23 protein-coding genes and 1 tRNA gene are annotated in these 24,576 nt (G+C 40.3%); 18 read left to right on the forward strand and 6 right to left on the reverse strand.

Annotated features, from left to right (window positions below):
- Positions 1–274 precede the first annotated feature (274 nt).
- Entirely contained in the window at positions 275–745 is a 471-nt protein-coding gene (locus J3U67_RS00995) for a hypothetical protein (protein ID WP_267403405.1), read from the forward strand.
- Positions 746–1,069: 324 nt separating this feature from the next.
- On the opposite strand, the gene J3U67_RS09190 is transcribed toward J3U67_RS00995, so the two are convergent.
- From J3U67_RS09190 to yaaA, 3 genes are all read right to left on the reverse strand, one after another.
- The gene (locus J3U67_RS09190; RefSeq protein WP_367578855.1) at positions 1,070–1,291 is read right to left on the reverse strand and encodes a DUF2321 domain-containing protein; all 222 of its coding nucleotides are present in this window, start codon (positions 1,289–1,291) and stop codon (positions 1,070–1,072) included.
- A 137-nt stretch (positions 1,292–1,428) separates the two neighbouring features.
- A tRNA-Ser gene (locus tag J3U67_RS01000) sits at positions 1,429–1,519 on the reverse strand.
- Between the two features lie 107 nt (positions 1,520–1,626).
- Positions 1,627–2,409, reverse strand: a complete 783-nt coding sequence (gene yaaA, locus J3U67_RS01005) for a peroxide stress protein YaaA (RefSeq protein ID WP_267390461.1) — start codon at positions 2,407–2,409, stop codon at positions 1,627–1,629.
- A gap of 199 nt (positions 2,410–2,608) precedes the next feature.
- On the opposite strand from yaaA, the gene J3U67_RS01010 reads away from it, so the two are divergent.
- The 3 genes from J3U67_RS01010 to J3U67_RS01020 all read left to right on the forward strand — a co-directional run bounded on the left by J3U67_RS01010 (position 2,609) and on the right by J3U67_RS01020 (position 6,205).
- Positions 2,609–3,793 carry an O-succinylhomoserine sulfhydrylase gene (locus J3U67_RS01010; RefSeq protein ID WP_267403407.1) on the forward strand — a complete coding sequence of 395 codons (1,185 nt, stop codon included), beginning with the start codon at positions 2,609–2,611 and terminating at the stop codon, positions 3,791–3,793.
- Positions 3,794–3,939: 146 nt separating this feature from the next.
- Positions 3,940–4,269 (forward strand): thioredoxin TrxA, encoded by a 330-nt coding sequence (gene trxA / locus J3U67_RS01015; protein ID WP_100140927.1) that lies wholly within the window; start codon positions 3,940–3,942, stop codon positions 4,267–4,269.
- Between the two features lie 697 nt (positions 4,270–4,966).
- Positions 4,967–6,205, forward strand: a complete 1,239-nt coding sequence (locus J3U67_RS01020) for an MFS transporter (RefSeq protein WP_267390458.1) — start codon at positions 4,967–4,969, stop codon at positions 6,203–6,205.
- A gap of 110 nt (positions 6,206–6,315) precedes the next feature.
- Here the strand turns inward: J3U67_RS01020 and J3U67_RS01025 are convergent, their stop codons facing one another.
- The 3 genes from J3U67_RS01025 to aroA all read right to left on the reverse strand — a co-directional run bounded on the left by J3U67_RS01025 (position 6,316) and on the right by aroA (position 10,223).
- Positions 6,316–7,704, reverse strand: coding sequence for a phosphomannomutase/phosphoglucomutase (locus J3U67_RS01025; RefSeq protein ID WP_267403409.1), 1,389 nt, complete (start codon positions 7,702–7,704; stop codon positions 6,316–6,318).
- 85 nt (positions 7,705–7,789) lie between these two features.
- On the reverse strand, positions 7,790–8,830 hold the full coding sequence (ruvB, locus tag J3U67_RS01030) for a Holliday junction branch migration DNA helicase RuvB (protein ID WP_267403411.1): 1,041 nt from the start codon (positions 8,828–8,830) through the stop codon (positions 7,790–7,792).
- A gap of 79 nt (positions 8,831–8,909) precedes the next feature.
- Positions 8,910–10,223: a 3-phosphoshikimate 1-carboxyvinyltransferase gene (gene aroA / locus J3U67_RS01035; RefSeq protein WP_267403413.1), complete on the reverse strand. Its 1,314-nt coding sequence runs from the start codon at positions 10,221–10,223 to the stop codon at positions 8,910–8,912.
- Between the two features lie 199 nt (positions 10,224–10,422).
- Here aroA and J3U67_RS01040 point away from each other — a divergent pair, with 199 nt between their 5' ends.
- From J3U67_RS01040 to der, 14 genes are all read left to right on the forward strand, one after another.
- Positions 10,423–11,049, forward strand: coding sequence for a hypothetical protein (locus J3U67_RS01040; RefSeq protein ID WP_267403415.1), 627 nt, complete (start codon positions 10,423–10,425; stop codon positions 11,047–11,049).
- Positions 11,050–11,252: 203 nt separating this feature from the next.
- Positions 11,253–11,927, forward strand: a complete 675-nt coding sequence (gene cmk, locus J3U67_RS01045) for a (d)CMP kinase (protein WP_267403417.1) — start codon at positions 11,253–11,255, stop codon at positions 11,925–11,927.
- A 235-nt stretch (positions 11,928–12,162) separates the two neighbouring features.
- Entirely contained in the window at positions 12,163–13,845 is a 1,683-nt protein-coding gene (gene rpsA, locus J3U67_RS01050) for a 30S ribosomal protein S1 (RefSeq protein WP_267390452.1), read from the forward strand.
- Between the two features lie 6 nt (positions 13,846–13,851).
- Positions 13,852–14,169 carry an integration host factor subunit beta gene (locus tag J3U67_RS01055; protein WP_100140935.1) on the forward strand — a complete coding sequence of 106 codons (318 nt, stop codon included), beginning with the start codon at positions 13,852–13,854 and terminating at the stop codon, positions 14,167–14,169.
- A gap of 146 nt (positions 14,170–14,315) precedes the next feature.
- Complete coding sequence (gene zapE, locus J3U67_RS01060; protein ID WP_267403419.1) at positions 14,316–15,476, forward strand: cell division protein ZapE; 1,161 nt, start codon at positions 14,316–14,318, stop codon at positions 15,474–15,476.
- Between the two features lie 95 nt (positions 15,477–15,571).
- Entirely contained in the window at positions 15,572–15,997 is a 426-nt protein-coding gene (ndk, locus tag J3U67_RS01065; protein ID WP_267390450.1) for a nucleoside-diphosphate kinase, read from the forward strand.
- Between the two features lie 81 nt (positions 15,998–16,078).
- The gene (locus J3U67_RS01070) at positions 16,079–16,840 is read left to right on the forward strand and encodes a hypothetical protein (RefSeq protein ID WP_100152676.1); all 762 of its coding nucleotides are present in this window, start codon (positions 16,079–16,081) and stop codon (positions 16,838–16,840) included.
- Between the two features lie 100 nt (positions 16,841–16,940).
- Positions 16,941–18,023, forward strand: a complete 1,083-nt coding sequence (rlmN, locus tag J3U67_RS01075) for a 23S rRNA (adenine(2503)-C(2))-methyltransferase RlmN (RefSeq protein ID WP_267390448.1) — start codon at positions 16,941–16,943, stop codon at positions 18,021–18,023.
- A gap of 4 nt (positions 18,024–18,027) precedes the next feature.
- Positions 18,028–18,795, forward strand: a complete 768-nt coding sequence (gene pilW, locus J3U67_RS01080; protein WP_267403422.1) for a type IV pilus biogenesis/stability protein PilW — start codon at positions 18,028–18,030, stop codon at positions 18,793–18,795.
- Entirely contained in the window at positions 18,795–19,679 is an 885-nt protein-coding gene (locus J3U67_RS01085; RefSeq protein WP_267390446.1) for a RodZ domain-containing protein, read from the forward strand. Before pilW ends, J3U67_RS01085 begins: the two co-directional genes overlap by 1 nt.
- Position 19,680: 1 nt before the next feature.
- Positions 19,681–20,952 (forward strand): flavodoxin-dependent (E)-4-hydroxy-3-methylbut-2-enyl-diphosphate synthase, encoded by a 1,272-nt coding sequence (ispG, locus tag J3U67_RS01090; RefSeq protein WP_267403424.1) that lies wholly within the window; start codon positions 19,681–19,683, stop codon positions 20,950–20,952.
- Between the two features lie 57 nt (positions 20,953–21,009).
- Positions 21,010–22,302 (forward strand): histidine--tRNA ligase, encoded by a 1,293-nt coding sequence (hisS, locus tag J3U67_RS01095; protein ID WP_267403426.1) that lies wholly within the window; start codon positions 21,010–21,012, stop codon positions 22,300–22,302.
- Positions 22,302–22,928, forward strand: coding sequence for a YfgM family protein (locus tag J3U67_RS01100; RefSeq protein ID WP_267403428.1), 627 nt, complete (start codon positions 22,302–22,304; stop codon positions 22,926–22,928). The genes hisS and J3U67_RS01100 overlap by 1 nt, the downstream gene beginning before the upstream one ends.
- 132 nt (positions 22,929–23,060) lie before the next feature.
- Positions 23,061–24,512 (forward strand): ribosome biogenesis GTPase Der, encoded by a 1,452-nt coding sequence (gene der, locus J3U67_RS01105; RefSeq protein ID WP_267403430.1) that lies wholly within the window; start codon positions 23,061–23,063, stop codon positions 24,510–24,512.
- Positions 24,513–24,576 lie beyond the last annotated feature (64 nt).

The raw sequence follows: 24,576 nt of genomic DNA on the forward strand, positions 1-24,576 counted from the left end.
GAAAGGATAGCCTGAAAGAAAAACTGAAAGACGAAAACCTGACCTTATCAGAGCGGGAACAATACGAAAAAGAGCTGTCGCAATGAAACACAGGCGGCTTACTGCTGAACGCCATCGGAGCAGGATTGGCCGCACCAACCAATAGCGTAGGGGGCATATTGGCAGCCACAGCCAGTTCTGTGGTTTTGTATCAAAGGGTCCAAGTAAAGGTATAAGTTATTAAATTTATATTAAAAACAGGAAAAATGTAATTTATAGTAAATTAGGAAATAAAATGAATTGGTTTTGGAAACATAAAATATTTAGCATATTTATGCTATTATTATTTTTAATAATTGGCTATATCATTTGGTTTGCATTTTTATTTACTGGAATAACTGATGATAAATATGGCAAATATATATTTAGGTACGATTATTATGGAGATTCTGTTTTCGAGTATGAACTTTTGGATGATAGTGATATCCATAATTATGTATATGTTCATGCACTTGTTCATGACTATGTAAAAGAAGGGGAAGATATATTCTTTACCTATGTAAATGGTACTTTTGATGATGGATTTTGTTATTACGATAAAAATTTATATTTGGGTAAAATAAATCTAAAAAAAAATAAATTAGAAAATAATATAAATATTCATCTGTATCCTAATACATATAAATTGTTATCTGATTTAAGTTCGACAGAGAAAAAATGGTTAAATACTTATTCTCATAAATGTCCAGAAAGAAAAAATAGGTAGCAAAGATAGAATGAAGGGCAAAGATGTCGGAATAGTAATTTGATGGGTCTGTAGGGTAATATAACAATTAAAGGCCATAAAACTATGACCCATAAAACTATATTCCCAAATAGTGTATGGGATCAAACCATGTACGAGCAATATATGGAAAAAAGAGGAACTCCAACGTATGGAGCTTACTTATCAGCAGAGCAAGTGAAGAAAAGAGATGCTGAGGGCAGGTGAGAGGTGAAATAGTCTTGTACAAGACTTGAAGAATAGTCCCATTAAACAAAGTTTATGAAGTAACAGCTTGATGTGCTGTGAATACCTAGCTAGAGCTGTTCAAACCCAAATCGTCTTCTTGGCAGATGCGCTCAAAACTATCAATAGCAACAATAACACTGGTGGCTTGTATTGGCTACCTAAGAATAATACGCCTTCAATTTGGTAGTCACACAGTATCGATGCACTGCAATTCGGGCATTGTGTAATGGTTGCATCGCCATATTGCGCACCGAATGCTTCTCGACATTCGGGATAAACGTCTGCTGCGGTTGTTGCAATATGTCAATTCGGGCAGGCCTGTATAAATCGAACTGTTGCCATAATTTCTTGTAACGACAACGCTCGTTTAGTTTTGGCTTTACAGTAGTTAAATAGGCTAAAAGATTCTTAGTAACGAGTTTATTATATTTATTATTTGGCGGAAGCGGTGAGATTCGAACTCACGGAGGGCTATCAACCCTCGACGGTTTTCAAGACCGTTGCATTAAACCACTCTGCCACGCTTCCGTCTTTGAAGATGCGCATATTAGACGATAAATGCGCATTTGCCAAGTTTTTTATCTTAATAATTTGCAGTTATCTGCTAAATCATTATTTTTATTTTTAATTAAATTTTATAAGTGATGTATTTCATCTCGTAGGAATACCCATTCTTTATCTGTAGATGATGCTTTGTCGAAATAGTAGCCTTCACAATCGAAATTTTTAAGTTGCTCTGGTTCACTTATCTTGTTTTGAGCAGCATAGCGTACAAATAAACCACGTGCACGCTTGGCATAAAAGCTGATTATTTTATAGGTACCGTTTTTCTGGTCTTTGAAAACAGGTGTAACTACAGATGCAGATAATTTTGATGGCTGAATGGCTTTGAAATACTCATGTGACGCCAGATTAATTAATACTTTGTCTTGAGCAGCCTGCATATTTTTTTCTACTGTATGGGTAATAGTGTTTCCCCAGAATGCATATAAATCCTTACCGTGTTCATTTGCCAGTTTGGTGCCCATTTCCAGCCGATAAGGCTGAATTAGATCCAGAGGCTTTAATAAACCATATAAACCGGAAAGTATACCTAGATGTAGTTGTATATAATTTAAAGCTTCAGGGGATAATGTAGTGGCATCAAGGCCTTCATAAACATCACCATTAAACAAATAGACTGCTTGTTTTGCATTTTCTAGAGTAAAAGGAGGCTGCCAGTCGTTAAAACGCTCGGCATTCTGCACTGCAAGTTTGTCCGAAATACCCATTAATTCGGCGATATCATGCGGAGCCAGCTGTTTTAATACTGGTATTAATTTTCTGGCCTGTGTTAATAGCTCAGGTTGTGTATGTTTGCGGGTTAAATTTTCTTTTTTTTCATTCAGTTTTTTTGCAGGTGATATTACAAAGTACATATTTTTTCCTTTTGCCTTGCTATAACTGTAAATATGAGAATTCTGTATCCCAAAGTTTAGAAATTTAGCTGTATATACTGGTGTGGGAAGTCTGGTACAAAGAATACTACATTCCTGAATCTGATTAGCTGGTTATTTGCATAATCCTAAAAAAAACGGCACAATTCTTTACTCATATTTATAGATTAACTTAATTATTATGTCTACATTGCATTTGCACCCAGAAACTATTGCGATCAGAGGTGCTAAGGAACAAACTTCATATAATGAGCATAATTCTGCTTTGTTTTTAACAAGTAGTTTTATGTTTGATAGTGCTGAGGCCGGTGCGGCTCTATTTGCTGGTTCGGTACCGGGTTATACATATACTCGTACCAATAATCCAAATGTTGCCGCTTTTCAGGCACGAGTAGCTCAGCTGGAGCAGGCTGAAGCTGGTTTGGCAGCTTCTACAGGAATGGCTGCTATTAACGCCGTTTTTTTGGCTTTGTTGAAAGCCGGTGATCATCTGGTTGCTAGTAAAAGTTTGTTTGGTACCACAATAGGTTTACTGAATAATATTCTGCCTCGTTTTGGAATTGAAGTAACATTGGTTAGCCAAACTGATACTGATGAATGGCAGGCAGCTATGCGTCCTAATACACGTATGCTGTTTGTGGAAACACCATCTAATCCGCTAAATGAATTGGCTGATATTGGGAAACTAGCAGAAATTGCGCACACTAATCAGGCTTTGCTCGTGGTGGATAACAGTTTTCTTTCTCCTGCATTACAGCAACCTTTGGCTCTGGGCGCTGATATTTCCGTACAATCTGCTACTAAGGCAATTGATGGCCACGGGCGAGTGATGGGTGGCGTAATTTGTGGCAGTGAAGCCTTGATTAATGAAATTTTTCAGCACGTACGTACTACTGGGGAAGTGCTGGCACCATTTAATGCGTGGGTGTTGCTAAGTGGATTGGAAACATTATATGTCCGCATGGAAAAACAATGTGCTAATGCATTAGAAGTGGCTCAGTTCCTGTCTACGCAACCACAAGTAGTGGCTGTTCATTACACTGGGCTGGCAAATCATCCTCAAAAAGCTTTGGTGCGCAAGCAGCAGCAGGGTGGCGGTATAGTGGTAGCTTTTGAAGTAAAAGGTGGAGAGCAGGCAGCATGGCAGGTGATTGATGCTTTAACGCTGTTTAGTAAAACGGGTAATCTCGGAGATGTAAAATCTACTGTGACGCATCCATGGACGACTACGCATGGTCGCATGACTCCTGAAGCTAAGCTAGATGCAGCTATTCAGCCTGGATTGATTCGTTTATCGATTGGACTGGAACATGCGGTGGATTTAAAGGCTGATCTAGCCAATGCTCTGAAAATGATTACTATGTAATACAATAATAGTATAATTTTCAGAAGTATATTTGAGAACTAATGCGTGTGTAGAGTTGTATTCATCCTTGGGTATAATTCATCTATTGCAATGATAGACGATTGGCTATATGGTATATAGACAATGTGATAATAAAGGAAACCATAATGAGTAGTGATTTAATTGTTCATATAGGCGATGGAAATTTTGCAAATGAAGTTTTACAGTCAGATGTTCCAGTATTGTTGGATTTTTGGGCACCATGGTGCGGTCCATGTAAAATGATTGCCCCGATATTGGACGATTTGGCTGCCGAATATCAGGGGAAGTTGAAAATTGTAAAGCTAAATGTAGATGAAAATCAGGAAACGCCTGCAAAATTTGGAGTTCGTGGTATTCCTACCCTTATGATTTTTAAAAATGGTTCCAGTGTCGCAACTAAAGTTGGTGCCTTGAATAAAGGGCAATTAGAAGCTTTTATTAATGCTTCTCTGTAGTTGTTAATTTCTGCTGTTTATTTATGTCCTTGAATAATAATAATAATGGTTTAAGTTTGTTTATTTGACTTATAAGAACTGCATTATTCAAGGACATAAATTTGTTCGACTTTAATTAGCCTGCGATTTTTATTGATACATCTTAAACTAAAAATTGATTAGCCATAACAAAGCCAAGAATAGATTGAAATCAATTTTTAAATTTTTGTCATTTATTTATACTGTAGATAATAAATAATTTGATATTCGCTTTAATCAAATAGTTTTTTTTGTATAATTTGCCTTGATAGCAATTAAATTTAAGAAATTTATAAAACTTTGATTATTTATTTTTAATATCCTTAAAATAACGAAAATTATAATTAAAATTATACTATCTTAGTTGTCTATTAAGTGTAAAAACATTGTAAACATATTAATGCATTTTAATTAAATATGATTATGTATGTTAAATCTATTCGAATATATTTTTGGGATATCATTTTATTGGCATTTTATTTTACTGATAATGTTTAATTTGAATTAATATTCAATTTTATTGTTTAAATAAATGTAATTTTAGCGTTTTATTTCTTTTTTGGCGCATGAGTTAACTTTATTGTTCAAGCATGCTGGCTTTTGTTAGAATGATTTTGTGATATTTCATTCGTAATTAAACGAAAGCGAGAGCGCTATGAATCAAGAATCAAGAGCCTCAGTGTCTCCTCCCAGTGGTAAAGAATCCAATCTATTAAATAAAACATTTGTGATAGCTTGGTTAATCTGTGCCATTTTCTATTTTGTCCAATATGCATTGCGTTCTGCACCCAGTATTATGCAGACTGAAATAATTGCCACTTTGGAAATAAGTAAAGTGGAAATGGCCGGTATTATTGGCCTGTATTTCTATTCTTATGCTTTTTTTGCGCTGGTATCCGGTGTATTGTTGGATCGAATTGGTCCACGTTTTACAGCTTCATTGGGTATTATTTTAGTTGCTATTGGATGTGTGCTGTTTTGCTCGGGTACAGTAATTACTGCTCAGAGTGGACGTTTCCTTCAAGGTGCGGGTTCTGGGCTAGCTTTTACCAGTGCAGTATTTTTAGCTACACGCGGTTTTCCCAAAAAATGGCTGGCTACTGCCGTTGGTATGACACAATGCTTTGGTATGCTGGGCGGTTTTATGGGGCAGGCTGTAGTCTCTCCAATTATAAAAAATCAGATTTTGACCTGGCAGATGTTCTGGATGGTGGCCGCTGGTGTGCTGGCAGTAATATTCTTTGCTTCAGTGTTCATTACTCCACGTACACGGGAAGGAAAAATTGACTGGACTGGGCTGAGCCATCCTTATTTGGTAGTTCTGAAAAACCCTCAATCGTATATCTGTGCTTTTATTGGGGCTATGATGTTCTTGCCTACTAATGTGGGAAATATTGCCTGGGGTAATCAGTTTTTACAAGAGGGTCTGAGCGCCAGTAGTGATGTGGCGTTGCGTTTGGCAATGGTACCTTTAGGCTGGGTGGTTGGTTGTCCAGTTCTGGGCTATTTATCAGATGTAATCGGACGCCGTAAACCTGTTGTAATGGGTAGTATAATTGCTATGGGTATTACCGGTGGTCTGATTGTGTATTTGCCTAATGCGATGCCCCCTTATATTATGGGTTTTCTATTTGGGGTTGCTTCAGGCGCTGCTATGATCCCTTATACTATGATTAAAGAAGTTAATCCAGATGAAGTGAAGGGTACGGCTACAGGTGTGATTAACTTTTTCGTGTTTGTTATTAGTGCGATTATGACGAATCTTTTCAGCATATTGATTGATCATTTGGCTGGGGCTGAAGGTCAGTTGAATCTGAAAGTTTTCCAGAATGCTGATATCGTGTTTGTAGTCGGATTAATTCTAGCTTTTATTATGACGATATTCGTTCGTGAAACCGGCAGTAAGGCAAAAGGTTAATTGATTCTGCTGTGTTGTAGATATTTTATCTATTCCCAAAACGGCTACCAAAATGGTAGCCGTCTGTGTTTTTAATATCGGGTAGTCTATCTATAGGAATATATACTTGTTTAAGCCCATTCTAAATCAGGATTTTGCGCTATTACAGCTTTAAATTGAGCAATAATACCGTCCAGAGCTTGCTGATCATCAGCCTCAAAACGCAGGACTAAGACAGGTGTGGTGTTAGATGCGCGCATTAGCCCGAAGCCGTTTTCAAACTCTATTCTTAATCCATCAATAGTAATGCGTTTTACTTCTCCGCTAAACTCAGCTGTTTTAGCCAGATTGGATATGATTTCGTGTCCTGATTGACCGGCAGGTACGGCAATGTTAATTTCAGGCGTAGATATACCTTCAGGTAAGGCATTTAAAACCGCGGATGGATCTTCTGTAGCGGATAATATTTCCAGTAATCGTGCACCGGCGTATAAGCCATCATCAAATCCTAACCAGCGTTCTTTAAAAAATACATGGCCACTCATTTCACCAGCAAGCAATGCACCGTGTTCTTTGATAGCGGCTTTAATAAAGCTATGTCCGGTTTTACTCATGATGGCTTCACCACCATGTTGTTCAATCCACGGTTTTAATAATCGGGTTGATTTTACATCATAGATAATTTTCGCTTCAGGGTTTCGAGTTAGTACATCAGCAGCAAACAACATTAGCTGCCGGTCTGGATAGATGATTTGGCCATCTTTGGTGACTATACCTAAACGATCACCATCACCGTCAAAAGCCAGTCCTATTTCAGCGTCGCTGCTGTGTAATGCTTGAATTAAATCCTGCAGGTTAGCTGGCTTGGCAGGATCAGGATGATGATTAGGAAAATGGCCATCTACTTCGCAGAATAATTCTTTCACCTCACAACCAAGCGCACGATACAAGTCACCTGCATAGGCTCCGGCTACGCCGTTTCCCGCATCAATTACGATTTTCATTGGGCGCTTAAGCTGTACCTGATTGCTTATGTAAGTAATGTATTCTCTTGCTATAGGCAAAGGAACCACATTGCCACTATGTTCTGCATTGGCAGCAAGTTGTTCGGACTCAATTATTGTGCGTAATGTTTGTATATCGTCGCCGGCAAGCGTGGTGCCAGCTAGCATCATTTTAAAACCATTATAATCTGGTGGATTATGACTTCCGGTGATCATGATGCCGCTGCCCTGACAATGCTCTACTGCGGCAAAATACAGCATGGGTGTAGCTACCATTCCTACATCAATTACGTTGATACCACAGGCAGTGATGCCTTGAATCAAGCTAGCTGCCAGTATTGGACCTGAAAGCCGGCCGTCACGGCCAAGAGCAATCTGGCTAATGCCTTTGCTTAGTGCTACTGTGGCTATGGCGCGGCCAATCAGTTCAGCTGTATCTTTGTTTAAAGACACATCAACTACACCGCGGATATCATAGGCTTTGAATATGCTTGCATCTATCTGATTTGAAGTCATGAGTATTTTCCTGAATAATTGTGCTCAGTTAATCTGAGTTAGGTCTGATGCTGGTATGGCTGATTCGTGCAATGTATTTTGGGAATCAGGTTTTATTGGTTGGAACTGGTAGGCCAAAATGGCTGTAGCTAAGTTCTGTTGCCATGCGTCCGCGAGGTGTACGTTGTAAAAAACCCTGCTGAATTAAATAGGGCTCTATTACATCCTCTATGGTATCGGTTGATTCGCCGATTGCTGCTGCAATATTGTCAAGACCCACTGGTCCACCAGAAAATTTATAGAGAATCGCTTCAAGATATTTGCAATCCATTACATCAAGACCAGATTGATCGATATCCAGCATTTTTAACGCAGCATCTGCAATTTCTGCATTGATTTTTCCTTCATGTTTTACTTCGGCATAATCGCGTACGCGGCGCAACAGGCGATTAGCAATGCGAGGTGTGCCACGGCTGCGTCTGGCAATTTCAGCTGCACCTGTATTGTCGATATGAAGTTGTAATAGCTGTGAAGAACGGGTCACAATTGTTGTTAAGTCATTATTATTGTAAAACTCTAGACGAGAAACGATACCGAAACGATCGCGCAATGGATTTGTAAGCATCCCTGCACGCGTGGTGGCACCTACCAGTGTGAAAGGAGGCAAGTCTATTTTCACCGAACGTGCTGCCGGCCCTTCACCAATCATGATGTCTAATTGGTAGTCTTCCAGTGCGGGATACAGTATTTCTTCTACTACAGGATTTAAGCGATGAATTTCATCTATAAAAAGAACATCATGTGGCTCGAGATTAGTCAGAATGGCAGCGAGATCGCCTGCACGTTCCAGCACAGGGCCTGATGTCTGGCGCAAACTTACGCCAAGCTCATGGGCAATGATATGAGCAAGAGTAGTCTTGCCCAAACCAGGTGGGCCAAATAAAAGGGTGTGATCCAGTGCCTCTTTTCGTATTTTGGCCGCCTGTATAAAGATAGAAAGCTGTTCTTTAGCTTTGTGCTGGCCGATATAGTCTGTTAATGCGCGCGGCCGTAATGCACGCTCCAGCTGCTCTTCCTGAGCGGAGACAGTTTGCGGGCTGATAACCCGCTGTGGTTTTGCACCGGAAAGTTGGTCTGTTTGTAGCATGGCTGAATAAAAAATTAAATTATAGCAATATTGGCTTAATGCCAAAGTTAATCGAAACAGACAAGATAAAATTTAGATTTTAAACAGGTGTGCACATGCTGGCAAAAATTTTGAAATAATTGGGAAAGGTTTTATTAACGCACTGAGGATCATCGATATAGACCGACGTTCCCAAAAGACTAACTAATGAAAAGCACATTGCCATGCGATGATCATCATAGGTACTGATATGTATATCGGATTGTAATGTAGTTGGTGGTGTAATGCTGATACTGTCTTCAGTTTCAATTATTTTAGCACCAAGTTTGCGCAATTCTGTTGCCATGGCTGAAATGCGATCAGTTTCTTTAACACGCCAACTGGCAATATTTCGAATGCGACAGGTATTTTTACAGGCCAGTGCAATGATGGCTAAAGTCATGGCTGCATCTGGAATATTGTTGGCATCAATGTCAAATGGTAAGATTTCTTGCTCAGGTGAACGGGATATTTCTATAAATTGGTTTCCCCGGCTAACACGTGCTCCGATTTTTTCAAGTTCATGTACAAAAGCTATATCTCCTTGAATACTATTGGCATCTATGCCATTTACGCGTATGGGTTGGCCAGATAAAAGTCCGGCTGCGAGGAAATAGGAAGCACTTGATGCATCACCTTCAACAAATAATTTTTCTTGAGCATGGTAATGTTGACCTGCCGGTAGCTGAAATATCTGAAAATTTTTATGGGTTATTTGTACTCCGAATTGTTGCAACAATTTAAGAGTGATAGCGATATAGGGTTTTGAAATTAATTCACCTACTACTTTGATGGTATAAGCTTGTCCGGTTAAGGGTAAAGCCATCAGTAATGCTGTCAAAAATTGACTGGAGACATTACCTTTAATACTGAGGAGATGATTGGTCGGAGTTTGGGCTGGATATATTTGTAACGGTGGATAACCTGTTTTTCCTTTATATTCAATAATTGCGCCGGCTGTTTTTAACGCATCGACCAAGTCACCAATCGGGCGTTCATGCATACGTGCTACACCGTGTAAATAGTACTCCCCACCCATAATTGCTAGTACAGCAGTTAAGGGTCTAAAAGCAGTGCCTGCATTCCCCAGAAATAATTCTGCTTGCTGTTGTGAAAACTTACCATTACATCCGTATATTCGCAGATTCAACCCTGATTCTTTTTCTGCAGTGGGTAGCTGCTCAATTTTAACACCCAATATTTTCAATGCATTCAGCATATGTAGAGTATCGTCAGAATCCAGCACATCGTATATTTCGCTTGTATTGTCCGCTAGAGCCGCCAGAAGCAAAGTTCGGTTGCTGATGCTTTTCGAACCGGGTAAGTTAATGGTAGAGGCATGACAAGTGCTGGATGTTAAATGCAGTGTATTCATTCAGGTATTAATAAATTTTCAGGATTAGCTTGCAAGTTTATCAGTTAATTGTGCGGGCGGATATGCTAAAAAAGAATGGATTTAGGCAAAGTTAAACATGAAAATGCATAATAAGTGGTTAAATATAAAACCAGTAAGTATTAGTTAGATTAGGTATAATATTAGACTTGTTAGTATCTTAAAATAAAAGTCAGTTAGTATGAAATTTAAATTTGATTGGCACTGGTCCAAACTCAGTACACTTTGGTTAATCATGATATTGAGTGTGCCTTTCGCGCAGCAATTGCACATTCCTCCTGATTTTGTTTCCAAAGTTGAAGAAGGGCAGACGCTGTTTCTGCTTTTTTGTTTCTTATTTACTTTTTTTTCAACTATTTGCAGTGGGTTGTCCGGTAAGAAAAAAGCGTTTTGGTTATGGGCATCATTATGGTGGCTTTTGTTGCTTGGACGTGACCAGAATTGGGGCAGGCAGACATTTCCCGGGTATGAACACGCGGTATATCACACAATAGCAGCAATATTGATTCTTGGGTTAATCTTGATGCTGGTTTGGCCTCGTTTACGTGAAGGAATTGTTTATTATTACCAGCAACCTTTTCCTATTTGGAATTTTTTGCTGGCTGCGGCGGGTTTTCTACTTGCTGATGCCATTGAACGTGGTCGTTGGATTTCACAGTTTATTCTTTTCAATTCTGCTTATGATGACTTGTTGGAAGAATTGTATGAATGCCCTTTTATGCTTGCTTTATTCACTGTATCTGCTGTAATGCAGTGGCGTACCATTTTACAGATGAAGAAATCCTTAAAACAAGTTGAAGCACATTGATAAATCTAAAATTAGAATATATAGATGCCAATAACTGCTTTCAAACATTATGCTAAAGGTTTGAACCAGACTGGAAATCTTTAACAGCGGTTAAAGTACATTGGGTGTGATTGCGCATCTTCGATTATCAGTTATCCCGAAGATACTGGTCATTGAAAAAATTTTGTACAATATATAAAAGATGTACTTAATAAAGGAAGAATATGGTGGCGAAACAACTTGAGCCACGTTTGAAAGTAATTGCAATTGATGGTCCAAGTGCATCTGGAAAAGGGACTGTGGCAGCAAGAGTAGCAAATGTTCTCAATAGAGATTATTTGGATTCTGGAGCTTTGTACCGGTTGACTGCACTCTATGCTCGGCAACAGCATATAAATTGGCAGGATGAATCAGGTGTTGCAGTGTTGGCAAAGAATCTACCTGTAATTTTCCACAATAAATGTATTTTGCTTGATAGTAAGGATGTAACAGCAGAGATTCGTGCCGAGGATATTGGTATGGGAGCCTCCGCAGTTGCTGCTTTACCGGCAGTGCGAGACGCATTATTGCAACGTCAGCGCAGTTTTCTGACTTCCAAAGGATTGGTGGCAGATGGCAGAGATATGGCTACAGTCGTATTTCCTCAGGCTGAACTGAAAATATTTCTTACAGCCAGTGCTACGGTACGAGCACAACGGCGTGCCTTGCAGTTTGGAATTGCCAATAATGGTATCGAATATCAGCAGATACTGGCTGATATTGAAAAACGTGATCAGACAGACCGCACCCGATTAGTGGCTCCGCTTAAACCTGCTTGTGATGCCAAAATTCTTGATACATCTCTACTTACTATTGAAGAAAGTGTAGAAAAAGTACTTGATTGGTATCGAAAAATCTAAAAATAAGGTATAATTCTCGGATTTTGTACACAGTGCTAATTGTGTTCGCCAATACAAGAGCATTCTAGTACTGTATCAAATAATTGTTTTACATATTTATATTTTGCACTGGTGTATGTATTTATTATATTGGTCGCAATTAAATTAATAGTATTGCTGGCACAGTCAGGGTGTGCCGGTTTTGATTAACTAACTTTCGTATCCCCTGGCGATACTTGTTTGAGAACATATATATATGACTATGGAAAATTTTGCCCAGTTGCTGGAAGAAAGTTTCACCTTGCAAGAGATGAATCCCGGCGAAGTCATCACCGCAGAAGTTGTTGCCATAGACAATAATTTCGTCACTGTGAATGCCGGTCTGAAATCAGAATCTCTGATTGATGTGAGCGAATTCAAGAATGCAGCGGGCGAGATTGAGGTTAAAGTTGGCGATTTTGTCACTGTAACCATTGAATCTGTGGAAAATGGTTTTGGTGAAACCAAACTTTCACGTGAAAAAGCTAAGCGTGCGGCAGACTGGATTAAGCTGGAAGAAGCCATGGAAAATGGTGAAATTCTGTCTGGCGTAATTAACGGTAAAGTCAAAGGCGGCCTGACTGTAATGATCAACAGCATCCGTGCTTTCCTGCCTGGTTCGCTGGTAGATGTTCGTCCGGTTAAAGATACTTCTCACTTTGAAGGTAAAGAAATTGAATTCAAAGTAATCAAGCTGGATAAACGTCGCAACAACGTTGTTGTTTCACGCCGTGCTGTATTGGAAGAAACACTTGGTGAAGAACGTAAAGCACTACTGGAAAATCTGAAAGAAGGTTCTGTAGTAAAAGGTATTGTAAAAAATATCACTGACTACGGTGCATTCGTTGACTTGGGCGGTATTGATGGTCTGTTGCACATCACTGATTTGGCTTGGCGCCGAGTTAAGCACCCAAGTGAAGTGCTGGAAGTTGGTCAGGAAGTTGAAGCCAAAGTACTTAAATTCGATCAGGAACGCAGCCGTGTATCTCTGGGTCTGAAACAGCTGGGTGAAGATCCGTGGAATGGTCTGGCTCGTCGCTATCCGCAAGGTACTCGCCTATTTGGTAAGGTAACTAACCTTACTGACTACGGTGCATTTGTGGAAATCGAGCAGGGTATTGAAGGTCTGGTACACGTTTCTGAAATGGACTGGACGAATAAGAATGTTCATCCAAGTAAAGTCGTTCAGATGGGTGATGAAGTCGAAGTGATGATTCTTGAAATTGATGAAGATCGTCGTCGCATTTCCCTAGGTATGAAGCAGTGTCAGGCTAATCCATGGCAGGAATTCGAATCCAATCATGAAAAAGGCGATAAAATCAAAGGGGTAGTAAAATCTATTACTGACTTCGGTGTATTTGTCGGCTTGCCTGGTGGTATCGATGGTCTAGTGCACCTGTCTGATCTTTCATGGACTGATGGCGGTGAAGAAGCCGTACGCCAGTTCAAGAAAGGTGAAGAAGTTGAAGCCGTGGTTCTGGCTATCGATGTAGACAAAGAACGTATTTCTCTGGGTGTGAAACAACTGGCAGGTGATCCGTTCAGCAACTATGTTAGCGTAAATGACAAAGGCAGCATTGTAACCGGTAAAGTAAAATCACTGGATGCTAAAGGCGCAGTCATTGCATTGGCTGACGATGTTGAAGGCTATCTACGTGCATCAGAAGTTTCTAATGATCGCGTTGAAGACATTCGCAATGTTTTGAAAGAAGGCGATGATGTTGAAGCTGTGATTACTACAGTAGATCGTAAAAATCGCAACATCAATTTGTCTATTAAAGCGAAAGATGCACAGGAAAATACTGCTGCTCTGCGTTCATTATCAGCTAACAATGCCTCAGCTGGTACCACCAGTCTGGGTGATTTGTTGAAAGCTAAATTATCTGGTGAAAGCGAATAAGCGGTTATGACGAAGTCGGAGTTAATGATTCGCTTGGCGGAGTTATATACTGTTAATAATGATAGTACCATTTTAAATGCTAAGGATGTCGAACAAAGTATCAAGATTCTCGTTGATACAATGACTCGTGCTTTGGCAAAAGGCCAGCGAATCGAAATTCGTGGATTTGGTAGCTTTGATCTGAACCACCGTCCAGCTCGCATTGGTCGTAATCCTAAAACGGGTGAAAAAGTTTCGGTACCTGAAAAATATGTACCTCACTTCAAACCTGGCAAGGAATTACGTGAACGCGTAGACAAAGCGCTACTGTCTGCGGACAAGTAATACTTTTTTATTTGAGATAGACGTTAACGCCGCAGTTTCTGCGGCGTATTTTTATTTTTGGGTGGTCGAAGCTTTAATGAGTGTGCTATGGTTACGTCTTTTAACTTTTGCCTTATACGCTCTTACCTAAGAAGAAAACAAACAATATGACCACATCCGTCTTTGTTGCTCCCGAATTTAATAATCAAAGTCCTCTGTCTTGGTATCAGGCTGCAGAGCAGAAACCTGGATTTATACATGATGCCGCTCAGTTGCGGGCTATTAAACAACTTGACAGGCTCTGGACAGAGTTAATGATGTTTAAACGCAAGCGTAATCGATTTTTAGGACGCAGCTTACGTTCACCTCGGGCACCCAAAGGATTATATATGTATGGAGGTGTTGGACGTGGTAAAAGCTTTTTAATGGATGTGTTTTTTGGTTGCTTACCTTATCGGCGCAAACGCCGAGTCCATTTTCACGCGTTTATGGCAGAAGTGCAGCAACGTCTGAAAGAGCATCATAGTCAGGCCAATCCATTGCATGCTGTGGCAGAGGATATTGCTCGTGAGGTTAGGGTATTATGCTTTGATGAATTTCATGTCAGTGATATCGCTGATGCAATGATTCTCGGACGTTTGCTGGAAGGCCTGTTTGAGCAAGGCGTGGTTATGGTGGCTACATCTAATTATGCTCCAGCAGATCTTTATTATCAGGGGCAAAACCGTTCCAGTTTTTTACCAACTATTGCATTGATTGAAAAAGAACTGACAATTCTAAATGTAGATGGTGGTGAAGATTATCGCATGCGATCGCTCAAGCCTGCTGATATATTTTACATACCGGCAGATACAGCTAGCGAGAAAAAACTAGGGGATATTTTTCATAAAATAAATGGTCAGCAGCCAATCACTGGCGGAGATATTGAAATATTGGGCCGGAAACTGTCCTATAAAGCAATATCTGATTCAACAATTTGGTTTGATTTTGAAACGTTATGCTGTGGACCGCGCTCGCAGAATGACTATCTGGAGCTGGCGCAAAAATTTCGTGTACTGATTTTATCTGCTATACCGAAGATGGGTCCTGCTCAGATGGCAGAAGCCCGTCGTCTCACTTGGCTTATTGATGTATTGTATGATTATCGAATCAAGTTCTGTGCCAGTTGTGATGTGCCTATAGATAATATATATACGGAAGGTGACTTTGCTAATGAATTTACCCGAACGGCCAGCCGTCTGACAGAAATGCAGTCTGAAGAATATTTAAACTTGCCTCATCTTACTTTGGATAAAGAAACCGTACATTTAGGAAAAGATATTAAATAAAGCGGAAATTTGTTAAAATGACATAAACAGTCTTACGCATTCTTTGCGCCTAAAAATATGTATTTTTATTAATTTTGAATATAATGGAAACAAACATGGCTATCGAACGTACTTTATCTATTGTTAAACCTGATGCAGTTGCAAAAAACGTTATTGGACAGATTTACAGCCGATTCGAAAATAATGGTTTAAAAATTATCGCTGCAAAAATGAAACATTTGTCTAAAGCTGAGGCAGAAGGTTTTTATGCTGTACACAAAGAACGTCCTTTTTTTGGTGAACTGGTAAATTTTATGATTAGTGGCCCGGTGATGATCCAAGTACTGGAAGGAGAAGGTGCGGTTTCTAAAAATCGTGAGCTCATGGGGGCAACTAATCCGAAAGAAGCAGCAGCCGGAACTATTCGAGCTGATTTTGCTGATTCAATCGATGCTAATGCTGTGCATGGCTCTGATAGCCTTGAAAATGCAGCCACAGAAATTGCTTATTTTTTCGCTGCCGATGAATTGTGCACACGCTAAAATAGTTTGTATATGAATTGAATTAGTCCACCTATAGAGGTGGACTAATTTGTAACTATATATGTTAACTGGAGAAATGAGATGTCTGATTTTTTTAATTTACCAGCTTTAAAATCACTTTCTGTACAAACATTTAACGAAACAAAACCATTTCCGAATCATCTATTTAAGGAAATTTTGTTACCAGAAGCATTTAATAATTTATATAATAATTTTCCAAGTCTTGAGTTGTTTGAAAAACATGTTAACAGACCACGTGGAAAAAGTGGTCAGCGACCGCATAACCGTTATTATCTGGCTTTTGAGAAATCTATATATCATAAAAATGACCAGTCTGGACCAGGCGTTACCAAAATAGAACAATTACCTGAAGTTTGGCAAGAGTTTGTTCGGGAGGTACAAACTTTTGAACCATATCAGGAGTTTTTAAGACGGTATTTAAATCTTGATGAATATGAGATTCGGTATGCGTGGCATGTTGGTGAAACAGGTTCTGAGGTTTCACCACATTGTGATAGTTTTGACAAAATCGGAACACATATTTTTTATTTTAATACTTCGGCAGACTGGGAAATTGAATGGGGTGGTTCAATATTGGCTCTCAGTGGTAAAAAAACAGCCAAAACTAACCCAGACATTAGTGATTTTGAGAGTGTGGAAGGCTTTGATATACGTGATAACAGCAGTTTTCTTTTTAAAAATACTGCTGATGGTTGGCATGCTACTGAAGTCTTAACTTGTCCGCCTAATCATTATCGTCGTTTGTTTAATGTGATAGTTCAAAAGAAAAAAACTGAGAAAACACTAAAAAAAGTATGGCATTTTTTATCTGGTAAAAATTAAAGAATTGTATAAATTGTTGAATAAATTTGTATTATCAGCATAATGTTTTAGATTAGTTTGTTTTGTAGCATTTGTTACGTAATTTTTTTGTATTTTCCAGATGAAAACCAATTTGCTAAATTTTGACTTACCCGGCTTAACTGCCCACTTTGCTCAGATGGGGGAGAAGCCATTTCGTGCCAAGCAGGTTATGCGCTGGATGCACCCAGGGGGTGTAGCTGATTTTACAGATATGACTGATCTGGCCAAATCATTACGCCATAAATTATTGGATAAGGCTGAAATTAAAGTGCCTGATCTTTTGGCAGAGCAAAAATCTGCAGATGGTACTTGTAAATGGTTGTTAGACGTAGGTACAGGCAATGGTGTGGAAACAGTTTTTATTCCTGAAGATAGTAGGGGAACTTTATGTATTTCTTCACAGGTTGGTTGTGCTTTAGAATGCTTATTTTGCTCAACAGGCCGACAGGGTTTTAATCGTAACCTCACTACTGCAGAAATTATCGGTCAGCTTTGGTGGGCAAATAAAGCGCTTGGTGTGACACCTAAGGATGAAAGAGTGATTTCCAATGTGGTAATGATGGGGATGGGCGAACCTTTAGCAAACTTTGAAAATGTAGTTACAGCGCTGAGTATAATGCTTGATGACCATGGGTATGGTTTGTCCCGTCGCCGCGTGACAGTGTCTACTTCGGGCATGGTGCCACAAATGGATCGATTAAAGGATGTGATGCCTGTAGCTCTTGCTATTTCATTGCATGCCTCAAATGATGAGGTTCGGGATCATTTGATACCATTGAATAAAAAATATCCGCTTAGCCAATTAATGGCAGCATGTCAGCGGTATTTGGCTAAAGCTCCACGTGATTTTATTACTTTTGAATATATCATGTTAAAGGGTGTCAATGATGAACCTCAACACGCACGCGAATTGATTGAGCTGGTTAAAGATGTGCCTTGTAAATTCAATCTGATTCCGTTTAATCCATTCATTAATTCTGGTTTTGAAAGATCTACTAACGAGCGCATCCGTGTTTTTAGAGAAATATTACTGGAAGCAGGTTTTGTTGTTACAGTCAGAAAAACTCGTGGTGATGATATTGATGCAGCATGTGGTCAGCTTGCTGGCAAAGTAAAAGATAAAACTCGGCGTCAACAAAAATGGCAGCTTGTACAGGGGTAATTTGATGAAAAAAAAACTTGGATCAATTTTACTGATAACTGTTATTTTATCAGCTTGTGCTACTCAAACTCTGGATAAAAAGCCAACTGCTGCTCAGCGAGCACGCGAGGTAGCTCAAATTAAAACCCAGCTGGCAGTAGAATATCTAAGAAATAAAAATTATAGACAGGCTGTAGAATCCATTGATGAAGCTATAAAAAATAATAGTAGCTCCCTTGATGCTTGGTTAATTCGTGCGCAAATCTGGCAGTATTTGAAAGAGCCGGCGAAGGCAGAAGAAAGTTTTCAGCGAGCGCTTTCTTTGGCTCCAGACAGTGCTGAAGTTAATAATAATTTCGGCTGGTTTGTTTGTGATGTTCTTAAGAAGCCAAATGCATCCATTTCATATTTTGATAAGGCTTTATCAGATCCGACTTATCCTACACCGGAAGTTGCTCATTTTAATAAAGGAATCTGTAGTAGTCGGATGGGACAGTATCAGCTGGCAAACAGTTATTTTGAGCGAGCTTTGGCAGCTAATCCTAATTTTATTGCTGCTAAGAAAGAAATGGCTCGTAATGATTTGCAATCAGGTAGTGTTTCAGAAGCCAATTATCTGTTTAAACAATATCAAAGTCAGGTAAATAGTTTATCTGCTGATGATTTGTTACTTGGATGGAGAATTGAAAAATCTCTTGGTAATATGCAAGCGGCTTATGAATATGAAGCACAATTGCGTAATAATTTCCCTTATTCTGCTGAATTAGAGCAGGTTTCTACAGGAAAATTCTAATGAATGAGCAAACCAAAAATCTCGATTCCAGCCCGAATGCCGCTGTCACTTTGGGAGCATTATTATCTCAGGCACGAAAGCAAAAAGGCTTATCTGTTGGTGAGGTTGCAGAGCGTTTAAAATTACCAGCCAGACAGATTGAGGCAATGGAAAGTGGCAGTTATAAAGGTTTGCCGGAAGCGGTATTCATTAAAGGTTTTTTGAGTTCCTATGCACGCTTGCTGGAGCTGGATGAGTCAGAATTTAAGCAATATTTGCAGCAGATTTTTCCATCCGGACAACGCTATTCCACATCAGACAGTAGCAAAGTGTTATCTTCAGAATTAGATTTTCAAGATAAACCACAACGTCGCCATTTTCCACGTTGGCTTATAGCATTGCTGGTGCTGATTATCATTGGTGCGGTGGTATATGCGTGGCAAAGTAAATCAACATCTGAAAATGCCAAACAGGCTGCTACAGCCAGTCAGGAAGTCTCTGCGCAAACTGCGTCCATTAGTGATATTGCAGCTAGTAATATTCGTGTGGTACCAATGCCTGCTAGTGAACAAGTCAGCAGTACTGCATCGACTACAGTGATCAGCGCCAGTCAGCCCCAGGAAGCAAATACCAATACTAATGCATCACAGCCTGTTGCTGCTGATTCAGAGGCGTTGCTTATCAAGCTTGAAAATAAATCTTGGTTACAAGTGAGTGACAAAAATGGCAAAGTATTAATCAGCCAGGTTGTCGATGCAGGAAGCACTCAACAATTTAGCGGCAGTGCTCCTTATAAAGTTATTATTGGTTATACACCCGGGGCCAGCATCAAGTTTGCTGGCAAAGATGTTATTATTCCTCAAAATAAAAAAAGAACTGCTGTAGTTATGGTAGGTGGTAATTGAAATGACGTTGTCCGGAGTACGCAGGAAAACTTATCAGGTAAAAATTGAACAAGTTGTAATTGGTTCTGACGCACCGGTGAGAGTGCAGTCTATGACCAATACTGATACGGCTGATGCTGAACTGACGGCTAATCAGGTGAAAGCGCTGGCTGATGCTGGTTCTGAGCTGGTTAGAATTACGGTAAATACCCCCCAAGCTGCTGCTAAAGTGGCTGAAATTCGTCAGCGACTGAATGATATGGGCTGTAATGTACCGTTAGTAGGGGATTTTCATTTTAATGGTGATCGCTTACTCAAAGATTATCCAGATTGTGCTCGGGCACTAGCAAAATACCGCATTAACCCAGGAAATGTAGGCAAAGGGGTTAAAGGCGATGAAAAATTTGCCTTTATGATTCACACTGCAGCTGAAAATGATAAGGCGGTTCGTATCGGAGTGAACTGGGGGTCGTTAGATCAGGCTTTGGCCAAACGAATGATGGATGCCAATTTGGCTTTACCTGCTCCTCAGCCTGCTGAAGCTGTAATGAAAGAAGCTTTAATTGTTTCAGCTCTTGATTCAGCACAAAAGGCTGAAAGTCTGGGATTGCCTTCAGACCGAATTATTTTATCTTGTAAAGTATCAAATGTGCAGGATTTGATTGAGGTTTATCATAATCTAGCTGCCCGCTGTCTATATCCATTACATTTGGGTCTTACTGAAGCGGGAATGGGCAGTAAAGGTATCGTTGCTTCCACTGCTGCATTGTCTATTCTTTTGCAACAGGGCATTGGTGATACGATTCGAGTTTCATTAACGCCCGAACCTGGAAGTGCTAGGACGCAGGAAGTCGTTGTAGCTCAGGAAATTTTGCAGACTATGGGTATCCGTTCGTTTACACCATTGGTAACAGCTTGCCCAGGTTGTGGAAGAACCACTAGTACTGTTTTTCAGGAGCTGGCACGTGATATTCAGCAATATTTGCGTGAAAAAATGCCGGTGTGGCGTTTGCAATATCCTGGTGTAGAAAACTTAAATGTAGCAGTAATGGGATGTGTTGTGAATGGACCAGGTGAAAGTAAGCTGGCTGATATTGGTATTTCGTTACCCGGTACTGGTGAAACGCCTGTGGCTCCTGTATACATAGACGGTGAACGGAAAACCACTCTAAAAGGTGAGCATATGGCTGAAGAGTTTCTGGCATTAGTTGAAGAATATATCCATACTAATTATGGCAGTCAGGGTAAAAAAAGGGCGCCAGCTAAAGTTATTCCGATTGCCGCTTTACAATGAACAGACCTTCAAGCTGTGACAGGCTGTATTGTTTCATAGGGATAAAAATAAAATATTATGGGTAAGAAAATCCAGGCCGTTAAAGGCATGAATGATTTGTTACCAGTAGTGCAAAAAGATTTCAAGCTAACAGCAGCACTCTGGCAGGCATTTGAAGATGTAGTGGCATTATGGACACGCAGTTTTGGCTATAGCCAGATTCGGACGCCGATGGTGGAACAAACCGGTTTATTTGTGCGTTCTATCGGTGAAGAGACTGATGTGGTTGGCAAGGAAATGTACACTTTTGCCGATTCAAACGATAAATTAAGTTTGAGCCTGAGGCCTGAAGGTACAGCCTCCTGTTTACGCGCCGTAGTAGAGCACAATTTACTTTATAATAACCCGCAAAAGTTATGGTATATGGGACCGATGTTTAGGCGTGAACGGCCGCAGAAAGGGCGTTATCGTCAGTTTCATCAGGTTGGAGTTGAGGCACTTGGATTTGACGGACCTGATGTGGATGCTGAGCTAATCGCTATGAGTGCCAATTTGTGGGAACGTCTGGGCATTCGAGAACATCTGACTTTAGAACTCAATACTTTGGGTAATCAGCAGGAGCGGGCGGCGCATCGCACAGCTTTAATTGCATATCTGCAACAGCATGTAGCTATTTTAGATGAAGATAGCCGGCGGCGAATGCATACTAATCCTTTACGGGTACTGGATACTAAAAATCCTGACTTACAGGCAATGGCCAATGCAGCCCCACGCTTGACTGATTACTTGGGCGATGAGTCATTGGCACATTATAATACTCTGAAAAGTATGTTAGATGGTCTGGGTATCCATTATGTTGAAAACCCACGTCTGGTGAGGGGGTTGGATTACTATAATCTGACAGTGTTTGAATGGACTACGGATAAGCTCGGATCACAGGCTACGGTGTGCGGTGGTGGCCGATATAATGGTCTTATAGAAGAGCTAGGAGGTAAACCAGCACCGGCAATTGGTTTTGCGCTGGGAATTGAGCGTTTATTATTAATTGTGCAGGAATTCGGAAAATTGAAGGTTAATGCTGCTCCTGATATATATGTTCTGCATCAGGGTGAAGGCAGTAGTTTGACAGCAATGCAGAATGCAACAATATTACGCGCGGCTGGATTGAGTGTTTACCTGCATTGTGGTGATCAAAGTTTAAAAGCGCAGCTGAAAAAAGCCGATGCCAGTGGTGCAGCTTTTGCTGTAATTGTGGCGCAGGAAGAAATGGTAAATAATACGCTGACAGTTAAAAATCTGCGTACTCATGAACAACAGACTGTTGCTGCAAATGCAGTTATACAGTTAATCCAACAATGGAAGAATGCATAATGGTTGTACATATTCAGGATGAACAGGAAGTTGCGAATTTTAAGTACTTTTGGCAGCGTTGGGGTCGATGGATTTTTGCAGTTTTGATTTTGCTTGCACTGGCCTATCTGGGTTATGTGCTTTATCAGGGGCATATTCGCAATAATAATGAAAAAGCAGCTGCTGTATTTGAAACTTTTGTGACTCAGGCCAATGCAAATAATATGGCTGAAAGTAAAAAAGCTCTGATGCAGCTACAGGAAAAATATCCGGATACCATGAATGCCACTCAGGCCACACTGATGATGGCCGGATCTGCTTTTGATGAACATAAGTATGATGAAGCAATCCGTCATTTGCAATGGGTGAAGGACAGACAGAAAGATGACTTATTGCAGACAATTGTTGCTCAGAGGCTGGCTACCATTTATTTGCAGCAGGGTAAATATAATGAAGCATTACAGGCTCTGGATATAAATGTAGTGGCTCAGTTTAAGCCTATTCTTTTGGAAACTAAGGGCGATGTGCTGCAGGCGCAAAAGAAAAATACCGAAGCCATGGCAGCTTATCAGCAGGCATTGAATCTTCTGGACAAGGATTCAGTTCAGCGTGATGTGCTTCAAATGAAAATCAGCAGTCTGAGCTAATTGGTATATTTCAACCTGAGATTACGAGCAAGTAATCATGCCTTAATCTCAGGATTGTAGTTTTTTAAAAAGCTTGCCTATGGCAGGCTGTTGCTGTTTTACAGCGAAGTAAAATTATTAGAAAGAATTTATATGAAACCAACAATCGTTTTGGTTGGTCGACCGAATGTAGGCAAATCAACTCTGTTTAATCGCCTGACCCGAACCAAAGATGCGCTGGTTGCTGATTTACCGGGTCTGACACGAGATCGTCACTATGGCCATGGACGGGTGGGAAGCAAACCTTATCTGGTGGTAGATACTGGCGGTTTTGAGCCAGTTGTAGATAGTGGCATTCTCTATGAAATGGCACGGCATACTTTACAGGCTATTGATGAAGCAGATGCAGTTATTTTTTTGGTGGACGGTCGGACGGGTTTAACGCCGCAAGATCAAATTATCGCCAATCGCCTACGTCAAAGTACCCGTCCGGTGTATCTGGCAGTGAATAAAGGTGAGGGTGGTAATCGGCCGGTTTTAGCGGCTGAATTTTATGAGCTCAGTCTTGGTGAACCTGTAGTTATTTCTGGTGCACATGGTGATGGTGTTTATGAGCTGATTGAAACTGTGCTGGAATCGTTTCCTGAAGAGCAAGAAGAAACTGAAAGCAAGCATCCGGTTTTTGCAGTCATCGGCCGTCCTAATGTAGGCAAATCAACGCTAGTAAATGCCATTCTCGGCGAAGAACGAGTCATTGCTTTTGATATGGCCGGAACAACGCGTGATTCGATACATATTGATTTTGAACGGGGTGATAAGCCGTTTACGATTATTGATACAGCAGGGGTGCGCCGGCGTGGAAAAGTAGATGATGCAATTGAAAAATTTTCTGTAATCAAGGCGATGCAAGCCATTGATGAAGCAAATGTAGCTGTGTTGGTATTGGATGCACAGCAGGATATAGCCGATCAGGATGCTACTATTGCAGGTTTTGCTCTTGAAGCCGGACGCGCTCTGGTGGTGGCTGTCAATAAATGGGACGGACTGAGCGAAGAACGCAAACAGCAAGTAAAACGCGATATTGCCCGTAAACTATATTTTCTGGATTTTGCAAAAATTCATTTTATTTCTGCATTAAAAGAGAAGGGCATAGACGGGCTGTTTAGCTCAATTCAAGAAGCATATGATGCAGCAATGATTAAGTTGCCCACACCAAAAATTACTCGTGTATTACAAAGTGCGCTTGAGCGGCAGCAGCCACCACGTGCCGGACTAATTCGGCCTAAATTGCGCTATGCCCATCAGGGGGGTATGAATCCGCCAGTCATAGTGATTCATGGGAATGCTTTGCAACATATTAGTGATGCTTATACCAGATATCTGACACAAACGTTTCGCAAAGCCTTTCATTTACAGGGTACACCTTTACGTATTCAATATAATGTTAACCACAATCCATATGAAGAAAAAGACTGCAAGCCTGCACAGCCATTGCGTCGAGTTAAAATGAGTAACCGGATTGCGAAACGTGAGCAGATTAAACAATCGAAAAAGCAGGTAAAACGTAAAAATAAAGTCAGTACAAAGAAAACAAATGCCCATTAATGTGGTAGCATTGACTACGCTTTTCTAATCGCTGTACGCGGGTGCAGCTTAGCGACAACATAAT

The organism is Snodgrassella sp. B3837 (genome assembly GCF_026535955.1).
GTDB lineage: Bacteria > Pseudomonadota > Gammaproteobacteria > Burkholderiales > Neisseriaceae > Snodgrassella > Snodgrassella alvi_E.